Raw genomic sequence first — 13981 nt, forward strand, 5'->3', positions numbered from 1 at the left:
CATAGACGGGACCGACGCAGTGCAGGACGATGCGGGCATGTCAAACGAAACGAATCTCCAGCAGCCGCCCGCCGGCACCGAAGGACAGCCGGTTGGTGGTGGTGTAAGGGGTTCCCGCCCACCCCTCCGTCGAACCGACGGGATCCTGGGCGGCGTCGCGGCAGGCACGGCCCGCTACTTCGACGTGGAACCATGGATCATTCGGCTGCTCTTCTTGCTGCTGATATTCCCGGGTGTCGGCATATTGCTGTATGCAGCCGGGTGGCTCCTGATTCCGGCCGAGGGAACCGACCACTCGATCGGCGAGCGGTGGCTCTCGAAATTGGGCGGTGACAGCATGATCGGGACGATCCTGATTGTCCTCGCCGCCATCTGGCTGGTGGCCCTGCTCTCCGATGGAATCGGCGGGTTCGGACTCGCCGTTGCTCTGCTCATCATCGGCATCCTCCTCTACAAAGGAGAAATCGGGCAGAGCAAAGGTTCCCGAGACCCGGCAGCACCCGTATCTGCCGGGATGCAACAGACGACACCGAAGGTTGAAACGAGAGAAATCATGCCCCCACTTCCGCCGACACCCGCATACCAGACACCTCCACCTCCCCCCAGGCCGAAGAGACCGCGCTCGATGCTCGGCCGGTTGACGTTCGCGGCGATTCTGGTCGGGGTCGGGAGCATGGCGATCCTTGATACCGCCGGCGCCATCGAACCCTCCAGCCGGCACTATCTGGGACTTGCACTCGCAGTAACGGCCGCCGGCCTCCTCGTAGGAACCTTCTGGGGCCGGTCGCGGGCGCTCATCGCTCTCGGTCTGGTGCTCCTGTTCGCTATGGGTGGTGCGGTGATCACCGACGTGGTGACCGACATCGAAGCCACCACAGAGCTGTATTCGCCGGCCTTCGTCAACGAGATCCAGGCGGACTACCACCTCGATGCGGGCAAACTGGTGCTCGACTTCACAGACCTGGACCTTGCCGGCGAGACCGTCGACGTCAGAGCCGACATCGGCGCCGGACAAATCGAGGTCAGATTGGCGGCCGACCAGGGAGCCGACGTCGAAGCCCGCACGGGCATCGGACGGGTGGAAGTCTTCGGACGCTCGAGCGAAGGCCTCGGAGTCGGTCGAAGCGACGACTTCGCCGGCACGTCCGGAACATTGATTCTCGATCTCGACGCAGGCGTGGGCGAGATCGTCGTGACGCAGGAGAGATGACGATGCAAGAACGACACCAAATGGACATCCTTTCCCTCGTATTCGGCCTTCTGTTTGCAGCGCTGGCGTTCCCGGTTCTGGTAACCGACACACCGCTGGACTTCGAGGCCGGCTGGGTGGTGCCGGCCGTGATCGTCGCCATCGGCGTCGTCCTCGGCGCCAGCGCCTTCCGCAGGCGTCCGGACGAAGCGACGCTCGAATCCTCGGCCGACCCGGCCGTGGCCGCCGCCATGGGTGAACTCCCCGACTCACCCGAGTTCGAATAGCGGTCGCGCAGCGGTAACTCCGCCAAGACCAATACCGAGAGGCCGGTGCCCACAGGCACCGGCCTCTCCCTTGCTATCGTCGCAACCATGCGTTTTGGAGCTTTCATACCCCAGGGCTGGCGTCTCGATCTCGTCGGACTCCCGGCTGAAGAACAATGGCCGGCGATGGTCACCGCCGCGAAGACGATCGAGCGACTCGGGTTCGAGTCTGCCTGGGTCTACGACCATTTCCACACGGTGCCGAAACCCACCCAGGAAGCGACCTACGAGGCGTGGACGCTCATGGCCGCACTGGCTGCCGTCACCGACACGGTTCGCCTCGGCCAGATGTGCACGTGCAACTCGTACCGCCCGCCGTCCTACCTCGCCAAAGTGGCAGCCAACATAGACGTCATCTCGGGCGGCCGTCTGGAGATGGGCATTGGAGCCGGCTGGTACGAGCACGAGTATCTCGGGTACGGGTACGGGTTCGACAAACCGTCGGTGCGAATCGGCATGCTGCGCGAGAGCGTTGAGATCATGCAACGGATGTGGACGGAAGAAGAGGTCACCTACGAAGGCAAGTATTACCGGCTCGCCGGCGCGATCAACCAGCCCAAACCGGTGCAGGATCCGCACATCCCATTCTGGATCGCCGGCGGTGGAGAGAAACTGACCCTGAACGTGGCTGCCCGGTATGCCGGGTACACGAACTTCGGTGGCACGATCGAGAACTTCAAACACAAATCCGAGGTACTGGCCGGTCACTGCCGCGAGGTAGGCCGCGACTTCGACGCGATCACTCGGTCGGCGAACTTCAACGTGATCATTGGAGAAACTGAAGCCGACGTGAAGGACAAGTACGACTGGCACCTCGACCACTACACCCCGCTGATCGGCGCCGAGCGGGCCGAGAGAACCATGCGGAACTTCGATGGACCGGGAGGACTCGCAGGCACGCCGGAGCAAATCGTCCGGAGCCTCCAATCCTGGGAGGCAGCCGGTATGGGCTACTCGATCGTGTACTTCGCCGATGCCGCCTACGACACCTCCAGCATGGAACTGTTCATGCGGGAGGTCGTCCCGCATCTGCGCTGAGGAACAGATGTCCGACCATGAGGAGCTGGTCGTCAGGGTCGGACGGCCCGAGGACGCCGACGGAATCGTCGCCCTGGTCAACGAACGGATCGGCACGGAGGACGGGCCGGAAGCTCGCCTGACGCTCGACGATCCGCGCTTCGGTCCCGGCGGCTGGACGGTAGCGGCAGACGGCGACCGGATAGTCTCGGTTCTCGGACTGTTTCCCGCCTCGACGCGTGTCGGGAGCGTCGCGGTGCAGTCCGCCTTCATCGAGTTCGTGGCCACAGCGCGAGACTACGAAGGCCGTGGACTAGTCCGGGACCAAATGGAGCTGGCGCATCGGATATCGGCTGAACGCGGCGACCTCATCATGTGGATGGTCGGCATTCCCTACTTCTACCGGCAGTTCGGATACGAGTACGCAGTGCCAACGCCGCCCACGATCGCCGTCACGGGATCGGGGGTTGGGGCTGCCCCGGACCTGTCCTTCCGGGTGGCAACCGCAGACGACATCGACACGGTCACAGCTCTGCAAGGCCACATGGCGGCCTCCGCCGTGATCGTCGCTGAGCACGATCAACTCCTGTGGTCTTGGTATATCGCCTCACCCGTCTACCGGGTGGTGATAGCCGAGCGGCAGGGAACGCCGGTGGGAATGATGCGCATCTACGACGATGACGGTCACCCGCTCGTATTCGACGTGGCAGCCGGGGACCCGGCCACGTTTCTCGCCCTGGCAGGGGAGGCTGCCGGGCCGGGCGGCACAGCCACCGTGGCGTTGAGACCCGGCCTCGAGGACTTCGCAAGTGGCCTGGGCGAGACCGACCGGGACGGTTACGCCTACTACACGCGCGTCCCCGACCCCTGCGCGCTACTAGAGGCGGTGCTGCCGGAACTCAACTTCCGGATGGCCGACTCAGGGGCAGAGTTCGAGGACGGCGAGCTCCTCATCTCCCTGTACAGAGAGTCGATAACCGCGCAGATACGCAACGGACAACTCGAGTCGTTCGGGCGCGGCGGCACCGTGCAAGCACCCGTTTCGCAAGGAGGCTGCGGCGTTCCCCCGGATCTGATCGCTCACCTCATCCTGGGACCGCTCGGCGCCCTGGAACTGGAGCGGCGCCACGCAGACGTCCTCCTGGGCAGACGACGGGAGTTGATGGATGTTCTGTTTCCGCCGCAGACGGTCGACGTTCAATCGTGGGTGTGGCCGTAGGAAGAGAACACGGGCACCCGGCGTGAGAGAACCTCAGACGGTGAGGACTACTTTGCCTCTGGCCCTTCGCCCGGTGAGCGACCCGAACGCCTCTTCGTAATCCTCGAGCCGAAATACGTCGGTGACCCTTGGATGCAACTTGCCCTCGTCCACCATCGAGAACAGCTCACCGAAGTTCTGCATCGAGGCGGCCGGGTCACGGCCGGCCCAACTCCCCCAGAAGACGCCGACAATCGAGAGTCCTTTCAGAAGGGCCAGGTTCAAAGCGATCTCAGGAATGGGCCCTGCTGCAAAGCCGATGACCAGGAAGCGACCGTTCCACGCTGTGGAACGCAGGGCAGGTTCGGAGAGATCTCCCCCGACCGGGTCGTACACGACGTCCGCTCCGGCACCGCCGGTGAGCTCCTTGATGCGGCCGCGCAGATCCTCGGTCGTGTAGTTGATGCCCTCGTCGGCGCCCATGTCGGCGGCGAAGACGAGTTTCTCGTCTGTAGACGCGGCGGCGATCACCCTCGCCCCCATCGCCTTGCCGATCTCCACCGCCGACGAACCGACGCCGCCTGCCGCACCGAGCACGAGCAGCGTCTCACCCGGCTGCAGACCGGCACGCTGCTTGAGCGCGTAGTAGGAAGTCCCGTAGGTGAGACCGAATGCGGCGGCTTCTTCGAAACTGAGCTTGTCCGGCTTCGGCATCAGCGAGTGAGCCGGAACCTTCCATTTATCGGCGAACGCTCCGACGAGGCCCATCGAGATGAAGGGAGCTCCGATCGGAACGCCGGCAACACCTTCACCGACCGCCGAAACGACTCCGGATGCCTCACCGCCCGGGATGAACGGCAACTCCGGCTTCATCTGGTACTTGCCCTCGATGACAAGCGTGTCCGGGAAGTTGAGGGCGGCCGCCCGAACGTCGAGGACGACTTCGCCCGGCCCGGGAACCGGATCCGGCAAGTCGACGAGAGAGAGCTTCTCCGCCGGCCCGAGCTCAGAACAGACCACTGCCCTCATGAGCTATGCCACCTCGAACAGGCCGGCTGCGCCCATACCGCCGCCGACACACATTGTGTTGACGACATACCTGGCGCCGCGGCGCTTTCCCTCGATGAGTGAGTGTGCGACCATTCGCGATCCGCTCATGCCGTACGGGTGCCCGATCGAAATGGCGCCACCGTTGACGTTGTAGATCTCGTTGTCGATACCGAGTTCGTCGCGGCAGTAGATGGTTTGCACGGCGAATGCCTCGTTGAGCTCCCACAGATCGATGTCGTCGATCGTCAGATTGAAGCGCTCGAGGAGTTTTGGAACGGCGAACACGGGGCCGATTCCCATGATGTCGGGATCGGTGCCGGCCACCGCGATTCCCCGGTAGTAGCCGAGTGGCGACAGGCCGCGACGCTCGGCCTCCCCGGCTTCCATCAGGACACATGCCGATGATCCGTCGGAGAGCTGACTGGCGTTGCCGGCGGTGATGGTTCCGTCTGGAAGGACGACCTTCAGGGAGGCAAGGCCTTCGAGCGTCGTGTCGGCCCGGTTGCCTTCATCCTTGCTCAGCGTGACTTCATCGATGCCGACTTCGCCGGTCTCTTTGTCCATGACCATCTTCTGAGCCGTCATCGGCACGATCTCGTCATCGAACTTCCCGGCTGCCTGAGCAGCGGCCACTCGCTGCTGGCTCTGCAGGCCGTACTCGTCCTGCGCCTCACGGGCGATTCCGAACCGCGCGGCAACTACCTCGGCCGTCTGCAACATCGGCATGTAGGCGTGCGGGTAGTTGGCGATTACGTTCGGATCGATGAACCTATCGAGCCGCATGTCGTTGGTCTGAACGAGGCTGATCGACTCGACGCCGCCACCAACGACGATGTCCATCTGGTCGTGAATGATCTGCTTGGCGGCGGTGGCGATCGCCATCATGCCCGAGGAGCACTGACGGTCGATTGTCATGCCGGGAACGGTCGACGGGAATCCGGCGGCCAGGACCGTGGTCCGCCCCAGGTTGTATCCCTGGGTGCCCTGTGCCTGCGCACAGCCCATGATCACGTCGTCGACCTCGCCCGGTTCGATACCTGCCCGCTCAACGGCGTGACGCAGGCTGTGTGCGGCCAGCGTCGGCGCCTCGGTGTTGTTGAAAGCTCCCCGATAGGCCCTTCCGATAGGTGTGCGCGCAGTCGATACGATTACCGCTTCTCTCATGAAACTCTCCTCATGTTCTCGTCGTGGACCTATTCGTTTGTCTAGAGGGAGAGGCCCAGCTTGGCGGCAGCCTGTCCGAGGAACTTCTGCGTTTGCAGGCCTCCCATCTCCAGGGCCAGCTGCCCTTCTTCGTCGGCGATTTCCGCCCAGTGCTGTGCGACTCCTTCAGGCGTGACCTCATCCGGCAGCAGGCTCACGCCGGTTGTCTCGTGGATCCTGGCGACTGCGAACGAACCTGCGCCTGCCGAGAGAATCGTCCGGCTGGGCGCGTCCTCTGATACGAGGTAGACCAAACCGGCGGAAACCGACTCTGGAGTCAGGAGAGGGGCAATCGCATCGGGAATCAGGCCTTCCAGCATCCGCGTGGCAGCCGCCGGTGCAAGGCAGTTGACCCGGATGTTGTACTTGGCCCCCTCGAGATGAAGAGTATTCATCAGGCCGACGACGCCCAGCTTGGCCGCCCCGTAGTTGGCCTGGCCGAAGTTGCCGTACAGGCCGCTCGAAGAGGTCGTCATGACGACCCGCCCGTAGCTCTGTTCACGCATCAGGGGCCAGACGGCCTTGGTGGCGTTGACCGAACCCATCAGGTGGACGTCCACGACGGTCTGGAAGTCGGACAGCTCAACGTTGGCGAAGGACTTGTCACGCAGGATGCCGGCGTTGTTGACCAGGATGTCGACGGAACCCCACTTCTCCTTGGCTTCCGCCACCATCGCCGTCACCTGATCGAAGTCGGTGACGCTGGCCCCGCTGGCCATTGCTTCGCCACCCCTCTCGACGATGAGAGACACGACTTCCTGCGCAGCATCGCTGGATGATCCCGTTCCGTCCAGAGACCCGCCGAGATCGTTGACAACGACTCTTGCCCCACGTTCGGCCAGAGCCAGAGCGTGGGCCCTTCCCAGGCCTCGTCCCGCCCCGGTGACTATCGCTACCCGTCCGTCGAAATTGAGCATTGCTGTTTCCTCCGTTACTGAACTACGAACAGTGAGAGCGTTTCGGCGACCAGGGCGGGTTTGTCGGAACCCTTGATCTCGATGGTGACGTTGGACTTGAAGAGAAACCGGCCCGGTCCCTTCGGCGTCACCTCGGCGAGATGAATCCTGGCGCGCACGTCGCTTCCCACCTTCACGGGTTCCAGGAATCGCACCTTGTCGGACCCGTAGTTGATGGCCATCACGAGCCCCTCCGGAATGATCCCGGCGGCGGCCGTGAGGTAGGGAATCAGTGAAAGGGTGAGGAACCCGTGTGCGATCGTCGTCCCCCACGGGGTCATCTTGGCCGCCTCCGGGTCGACGTGTATGAACTGGTGATCGTTGGTGGCTTCCGCGAACGCGTCGATACGGTCCTGATCCACGGTGAACCAGTCGGACTCTCCGATGTCTGTGCCTACGTAGTCGGCCAGCTGGTCGACGGGTACAACCTTCATCGTCATACTCCTATCTCGAATCTCTCAACTTGTCTGCGGCGGCTTCGGCGAGCGAGACGGCCTGGGCGGCGAATAGTTCCTCGGTCGCCGGGTCCACCTCGCCGTACGCGCCCCCTGCGTACCGCGTGTAAACACCCTCCATGATCATCGCCAGCTTCCAGGTGGAGAAGGCGACGTAGAAATCGATCTGGCTCACGTCCAGGCCCGAACTCTGCGCGTAACGCTCGATGAGCGCGGCGCGGGGTGGGAACCCCTCGATGCGGCTCGGCGAAGGCGGGAACGGCGCCGGTGGATCGCCGGCCTCCTGCCAGGCCGACAGGACGGTCCCGAGATCGGCGAGCGGGTCACCGAGTGTGCACAGTTCCCAATCGAGGACTGCCAGGACGTTGCCTTCCGCATCCACCCGGACGTTGTCGATCCGGTAATCACCGTGAACGACCGAAACTCGCTGCTGGGCGGGGATGGTGGCGGCGAGGATGTCGTGGGCCTCCCTGGCACCGGGCAGCTCCCTGGTCTTGGCCGCCTGCCACTGATGATGCCAGCGACGGAGTTGCCGCTCGAAATAGCCATCGTGGCGACCGAGATCCCCGAGTCCGACTTCGTGAACGTCGAATGCATGCAACTCCGCCAGCGTGTCCATCAGCTGCATCGAGACACGATGGCGTGACTCGATGGGCAGGTCGCGCTCGGCGTCCTCTGCCAGTTCCACGGTGAAACCGTCAACGTATTCGGTCACATAGAACTCCGCACCGGTCACCGACTCGTCATCACAGAATCCGATGGTTGCCGGCACTCGATAGCCACTGCCTGCCAGGGCCGTGATTATCCGGTACTCCCTGCCCATGTCGTGCGCGGAAGGCAGCCTGCCGGACAGAGGGGGCCGCCGGAGCACCCATCGCCTGTCGGCGGCATCGGTCACGACGTAGGTGAGGTTGGAGCGGCCGACGCTCGGACGATCGAAGCGGAGCGGTTGGTTCACGTCGGGAACCCGGGCGGCCAGCCAACGGGTCACCTCCGCGACGTCTACTCCGGTCGACGCTTCGTCTGCCACCGTCGCTACTCCCTTTCGCCGTACTCGACACTAGTGACCGCGCCACTGCGTGCGATCGCCCCACTCCGGGGTCGATCGGCATGCTCTTCATATTAGTGATCGTTAACTTGCATTTGCTCAGCGCGCCGGCGAGACGGCGCGAGCTGAGGGTTTCGAGTTACCAATCGGGAGTTACGAAGTACAAGACGCCGGGTGCGGATCCCGAGTTGGGTCAGTCGTCGCCGTCGGTGCCCTTGTCGTTGCGACCGAGGCCGCGACCCGGCTTCTCGACGGTGAAAGCCTCAACGGCCTTGACCATTCTCAGCGCCTTGTCCCCGCTCGGAGCAAGCGTTGATGGGCTGAGCTCGTGCGACAAAGCAGCATGGACCAGCTCGGCGTGGCCACGCCCGTACGCATTGCCTTTACCGCTGTCGTTCTTCTCGTAGCCCTTCAGCTTCAGGGCTGCGGCCTCCACCCTTTGCTGCGCTCGTGCCAGACCGGTTGCATGATCAGGATTGCCCAGCGCGTGGATCGGTATGCCCGTATCGGGGTTGCGAGTCTCGGCCGCTTCCAACATGGCCAGGGCTTTCGAACTGCCACGAACGAGTCCCTCAATCGCCTTGTCGAGGACATGCTGCGCCGGCCCGGTTTGACTGTCTGCCGTTGCTGCCGGCGCCGGTCCCACGACCAGTGCGATCGATAGTCCGGCTGCTGCCACTGTGAGTGCTGTTTTTCCCATATCTCGCTCCTGTGAGTGAAGTCGCAGCAAGGCGCCGGACGTTACGCCGATACTCAGCGGTGTTCCGGACAGACGATTTCGATCGATGCGCCCAGCAGCACTCCGGCCATCAGCCCGTCCTCTTCGTCGACGTCCACGAGTCCACCGTCTGAAAGCCGGTCGAGGTATTCGGTTAGGAGTTCTTCTGCGGTCATGCCCTCCTCCAGGAGATCACAGAACAACTCCGCCGTGGCTATGAAGACCTCCGGATCCTCGAGGGCGGCACCCTCGTATGTGGTTGATTCCATGGCGCTTTCGACGGCCGCGATGAGAGCTGCATAGTCGGGTACGAACTCGTCAACCGGCGAAGACGTAGCAGTCGTCGAGGGAGCCGGCGTGGTGCTCGACGGGAGCCCGGCTGCCGTGGGCGAGGTTGCAGTGCCTTGCTCATTCGCTTGCCCGGCACACGCGCTGAAGAGCACGAGAGTGGCGATCAGGAGCGAAGGGCGATGACGGGCACTGGCCATAGTGAATGATCGGCGGGACCTCTGGTGAACTCAAGCACTCTCTGCCGAACACCTCCGGTTGCCGCCGGTTAGGCTCGGTCGCCGATGTCACACGAGGGAGCCATGTCCGTCCAACCGCCGGTTGCCGATCGCAGACCCCATTCAACGACCAGCCACGGCCATACGAGAGAGGATCCGTATGCCTGGCTGAAAGACGTGAACTGGCAGCAGGTGATGCGAGACCCATCCCTCCTCGATCCCGACATCCGCGCTCATCTCGAGGCGGAGAACGACTACGCCGACAGTCGGCTCGACGGTGCATCCGGTCTCCGCGACGAGCTCTTCACCGAGATGAAGGGACGGATCAAGGAAGACGACAGTTCGGTCCCTACCCCGGACGGGCCGTGGGAGTACTACCGCCGCTTCGATACGGGCGGTCAGTATCCGATCTTCTGCCGCAGACCTCTGGATTCAGACGAGGAAGAGATCCTCTTCAACGGGGATCTCGAGGCGGAGGGCAAGGAGTTCTTCCGTATTCACACGCTCGAGCCGAGCCCCGATCACCGGTTGCTCGCCTACTCGGTCGACGTTCACGGGAGCGAGTTCTACACCATCCGGGTACGCGATCTCGACAACCTCGAGGACCTCGATGATCTTGTCGAGGATGCGAACGGCACAATCGAATGGTCGGCCGACTCCACGGCCTTCATGTACCTGAAGCTCGATCAGAGCAACCGCCCCGTCTGGGCCTACTTGCACGGGCTCGGGACCGATCAAGCCGAGGACGGACTCATCTACGAGGAACCCGACGCGGGTTTCTACGTAGGACTCGGCAGGACCGAGAGTGGCAAGTACATCGAGATCGCGGCAGGAGACCACGAAACCTCCGAAGTCAGGCTTCTGGATGCGGCCCGGCCAACCGGCCCGCCGGTCCTGATCGCCGCACGCCACCCGGGCGTCCTCTACTCGATCAGCGAGCAAGGCGACCGGCTCTACATCAACACGAACGCGGACGGAGCCGAAGATTTCCAGATAGTCACCGCCGAAGCATCGGCCCCCGGACGCTGGTCGACTCTGATTCCACATCGGCCCGGCACCCTCATCCTGGGCGCGGTCGCCTTTCGGAACCACCTTGTCCGCCTGGAAACCGAGGAGGGTCTGCCGCGAATAGTCATCCGTGACATCGATTCAGGCGATGAGCGCTCGATCGCGATGGACGATGCCGCCTACGACCTGGGATTCGCCCCTTTGCGGGAGTACACCGACACACTCCGATTCACCTACAGCTCGCCGTCTACCCCGCTGCGGGTCTACGACTTCGATCTGGAGACCGGCGACCAGACACTGCGCAAGGAACAGGAAGTACCGAGCGGACACGATCCCAAGGACTACACGACCGCACGGGTCTTCGCGACCAGCCACGACGGCGAGCGTATCCCGGTAACACTCCTGTACAGGAGCGGCCTGGACCTGGACGGTTCGGCACCCTGCCTGTTGTACGGATACGGATCGTACGGATACAGCATGCCGGCTTCCTTCAGTACGAATCGATTGAGCCTCGTCGATCGGGGCTTCGTCTACGCGATCGCCCACGTCCGCGGTGGCAAAGAGGGCGGTTATCGCTGGTACACGACGGGCAAGCGAGAGCACAAGCTCAACACGTTCCTCGACTTCCTGGCCGCTGCCGGGGCCCTGATCGAGATGGGTTTCACATCGGCCGGCAAGATCGTCGTCTTCGGAGGAAGCGCCGGAGGGCTCCTGGTCGGGGCCACCGTGAACATGGCTCCTCCCGGATTGCTGGCGGGCGCCATCGCCGAGGTTCCGTTCGTCGATGTGCTCACGACGATGCACGACCTGGATCTGCCGCTCACTCCGATGGAGTGGCCGGAGTGGGGCAACCCGATCCAGGATCCGGCCGCATACGAATACATCGCCTCGTACTCGCCCTACGACAACGTCGAAGCGAAGGAATACCCTCCGATGCTGGTCACCGCCGGACTGACGGACCCGCGGGTCACCTACTGGGAGCCGGCCAAGTGGGTCGCCAGGTTGCGTGAGATGAAGACCGACGACAACCTGCTGGTATTGCGCACCCGTATGGGAGCCGGCCACGCCGGAGCCTCCGGCCGCTTCGACGCCTTGAAAGAGCTGGCAGAGGACTACGCATTCGCATTGATGGTGACGGACTCAGGCTGAGTCCGTCACGCCCCCTCACCAAACCCGTTCACCCAAACTCCGCTCCGATGCCCAGGCGGGCGGCATTGCGCAACGCGGTCACGGCGGCGGCCACGTCCTGGCTGGCGATGCCCACCGACTTGAAGACCGTCGTGCCCTGGGGCGCCTCGAGCCTGCCCTCCAGCACATCGGTGATCGTGGCATCGGGGGTGCGTCGCACCCGGATCAGATCTCCGGCTTCGGCGGCGGCTGCATCCAGATCGTCGACGACCACGAACGCCTCGCTCAACAAAGCGCCCGGCAGCTCCACCATTTCGGGTGTGAACGCCCCGACCGCGTTCACGTGGGTTCCCGGCCTCACCGCAGAAGCGGAGAACAGCGGTTCACGAGCGGGCGTAGCGCAGGAGACCACGTCCGCCTGCTCGACCGCCGCATTGGCGTCCGGCTCCACCTCACCTCCCACGCGCTCGGCCAGAGCACGCGCCCGGGAAAGCGACCTGCTCCACACGATCACTCGCTCGATGCGCCGGACCTCCCTCACGGCGGCCACCTGATCGAACGCCATAGCTCCGGCACCCAGCATGGCCATGGTCGCGGTCTGCTCGGACGCAAGTAATCGCGTGGCGAGCCCGCAGGCCGCACCGGTCCTGATCGAAGTCAAGGTCGATCCGTCGACCATGCCCAACGGAGTTCCCCGCTCGTCGAAGACCGCCACCACACCGATCGGGTTGCCGGGCACGATCGAGACGACTTTGACCCCTGTCGTTTCACCCACCCTTCCCGGCATGAACAGCGAACCCCCGAGCAGCCGGCGGAGCGGCACTTCCCGGTTCGATGCGAACGCGGCCTCCATCGACTCGATAGCTTCCGACATCGGCAGCGCCAGCCGCAAGTCCTCCGGGCCCAGCCAGTACATCAAGCGAGCACACTCTTGGCGGCCACATCGATCGGATCCCTGTCGACGGAGAGCAGAGACATCGGCACATCGGTGTCGAATGAGGCCCGCTCCCCGGTGATCGCCTGGGCGACCATCGATCCGATCATGGGTGCGAGTTTGAATCCGTGCCCGCTCAACCCGTTGGCCAGCCAGTATCCGTCCATTCCACTGGGACCGACAACGGGATGCACATCGGTGCGGTTGATTGTGTAGAGGCCGGCGATACCGGTCACTCCCCCGCGATGAGGAAGCCCGGGAATCCGATGATGAAGACCGTGGATCTTGATGTCGCGAAACGCCGCGTCGGCACTCGTCTTGAAGTGGTCTGGGTCTTCCACCCGCTCTCGCTCGTCTTCCTCCAGGACCGAACCGAACAGGATCCGGCTGCCGGCTGCGTCGGGCCGTAGGTAGATGCCGGTCGACGCTTCCACGACTATCGGAAGCGAACCGAGCTCCTGGGGCCAGTCCCGATAGACAACCTGAACCCGGGTTGGTTCCAACGGCCAATGAAGATCGAGTCCGGCCAGCTGGTTCAGCCGATTGCACCATGGACCGGCCGCATTGACGACCAGACCGGCTTCGATCGCACTTCCGTCGGCGAGTTCGATCCCGGCGACCCGTTCTCCGTCCTTGCGGATGCCGGTGACCCCGGAGCGGAAACGGACGGATCCTCCCCAGTTGCGGGTCGCTTCGATGAGATCCGCGTTGGCTGCGGACGGATCGGCGTAGCCGGCATCCTCTTCGAAGACCGCCAGTTCGATCTGACGGCACTCGTGTTCCACCGCGCCGGTCAGGTCGAAAGGTGCAACGCAAGTCGAGAGGCTGGGAAACCGCGCGGTGATTTCGTCGGAGGAGAGCAGCGAGATCGCCACTCCTGCTTCTCCGAGGCGGTCACGCTCCGCTTCGAGACGGGCCCTGTCCTCGTTGAGCAGCCACAACACCCCCGTGTGCGTGAACTCGTTCCCCGGCCGCTTCAGTCCCGTGAACTCCGCCCAGTTGCGATAGGCGGCCAGTCCGTCACGCGCCAGGCGGATGACGTCCGGATTGGAGTAGCGGCAACGGCAGATGGACGAGGAAGCGCCGGTCGAGCCCTCCGCCGGCCCGGCTCCCTTGTCGAGCAACGTGACGCTCAGCGAGGACCGGCGAGCGATCTGATAGGCGATCGCGCTCCCGACGATCCCGGCCCCGACGACGACGACATCAGCGGTTTCACTCATGGAGCCAGGCTACCCGTCACCCGCC

The 13981-nt window shown here is 63.8% G+C and carries 14 protein-coding genes; 5 read left to right on the forward strand and 9 right to left on the reverse strand.

Annotation, left to right across the window (positions count from 1 at the left end):
• Positions 1–37: 37 nt before the first annotated feature.
• The 4 genes from VLT15_01225 (at position 38) to VLT15_01240 (ending at position 3751) form a co-directional block, all read left to right on the forward strand.
• Positions 38–1210: a PspC domain-containing protein gene (locus VLT15_01225; GenBank protein ID HSR43835.1), complete on the forward strand. Its 1173-nt coding sequence runs from the start codon at positions 38–40 to the stop codon at positions 1208–1210.
• Positions 1211–1212: 2 nt separating this feature from the next.
• Complete coding sequence (locus VLT15_01230) at positions 1213–1476, forward strand: hypothetical protein (GenBank protein ID HSR43836.1); 264 nt, start codon at positions 1213–1215, stop codon at positions 1474–1476.
• An 87-nt stretch (positions 1477–1563) separates the two neighbouring features.
• Positions 1564–2553, forward strand: coding sequence for an LLM class F420-dependent oxidoreductase (locus tag VLT15_01235; protein ID HSR43837.1), 990 nt, complete (start codon positions 1564–1566; stop codon positions 2551–2553).
• Between the two features lie 7 nt (positions 2554–2560).
• On the forward strand, positions 2561–3751 hold the full coding sequence (locus tag VLT15_01240) for a GNAT family N-acetyltransferase (GenBank protein ID HSR43838.1): 1191 nt from the start codon (positions 2561–2563) through the stop codon (positions 3749–3751).
• Positions 3752–3784: 33 nt separating this feature from the next.
• Here the strand turns inward: VLT15_01240 and VLT15_01245 are convergent, their stop codons facing one another.
• The 7 genes from VLT15_01245 to VLT15_01275 form a co-directional block, all read right to left on the reverse strand.
• Positions 3785–4759, reverse strand: coding sequence for an NADPH:quinone oxidoreductase family protein (locus VLT15_01245; protein HSR43839.1), 975 nt, complete (start codon positions 4757–4759; stop codon positions 3785–3787).
• Positions 4760–4762: 3 nt separating this feature from the next.
• The gene (locus VLT15_01250) at positions 4763–5944 is read right to left on the reverse strand and encodes an acetyl-CoA C-acyltransferase (GenBank protein ID HSR43840.1); all 1182 of its coding nucleotides are present in this window, start codon (positions 5942–5944) and stop codon (positions 4763–4765) included.
• Positions 5945–5985: 41 nt separating this feature from the next.
• Positions 5986–6900 carry an SDR family NAD(P)-dependent oxidoreductase gene (locus VLT15_01255; GenBank protein HSR43841.1) on the reverse strand — a complete coding sequence of 305 codons (915 nt, stop codon included), beginning with the start codon at positions 6898–6900 and terminating at the stop codon, positions 5986–5988.
• 14 nt (positions 6901–6914) lie between these two features.
• Positions 6915–7373, reverse strand: a complete 459-nt coding sequence (locus tag VLT15_01260) for a MaoC family dehydratase (protein ID HSR43842.1) — start codon at positions 7371–7373, stop codon at positions 6915–6917.
• Between the two features lie 10 nt (positions 7374–7383).
• Positions 7384–8424, reverse strand: coding sequence for a phosphotransferase family protein (locus VLT15_01265; protein HSR43843.1), 1041 nt, complete (start codon positions 8422–8424; stop codon positions 7384–7386).
• A gap of 211 nt (positions 8425–8635) precedes the next feature.
• Positions 8636–9142: a hypothetical protein gene (locus VLT15_01270; GenBank protein ID HSR43844.1), complete on the reverse strand. Its 507-nt coding sequence runs from the start codon at positions 9140–9142 to the stop codon at positions 8636–8638.
• A 53-nt stretch (positions 9143–9195) separates the two neighbouring features.
• The gene (locus tag VLT15_01275; protein HSR43845.1) at positions 9196–9648 is read right to left on the reverse strand and encodes a DUF732 domain-containing protein; all 453 of its coding nucleotides are present in this window, start codon (positions 9646–9648) and stop codon (positions 9196–9198) included.
• Positions 9649–9732: 84 nt separating this feature from the next.
• Between VLT15_01275 and VLT15_01280 the strand changes: the two genes are divergently transcribed.
• Entirely contained in the window at positions 9733–11823 is a 2091-nt protein-coding gene (locus VLT15_01280; GenBank protein HSR43846.1) for a S9 family peptidase, read from the forward strand.
• 28 nt (positions 11824–11851) lie between these two features.
• On the opposite strand, the gene VLT15_01285 is transcribed toward VLT15_01280, so the two are convergent.
• Positions 11852–12718, reverse strand: coding sequence for an ornithine cyclodeaminase family protein (locus tag VLT15_01285; GenBank protein ID HSR43847.1), 867 nt, complete (start codon positions 12716–12718; stop codon positions 11852–11854).
• A complete protein-coding gene (locus VLT15_01290; protein HSR43848.1) occupies positions 12718–13956 on the reverse strand; it encodes an FAD-dependent oxidoreductase in 1239 nt (412 codons plus the stop codon). Before VLT15_01290 ends, VLT15_01285 begins: the two co-directional genes overlap by 1 nt.
• Positions 13957–13981: the final 25 nt, after the last annotated feature.

Source organism: Acidimicrobiia bacterium, assembly GCA_035471805.1.
Taxonomy (GTDB): Bacteria; Actinomycetota; Acidimicrobiia; order Spongiisociales; family JAHEDJ01; genus JAHEDJ01.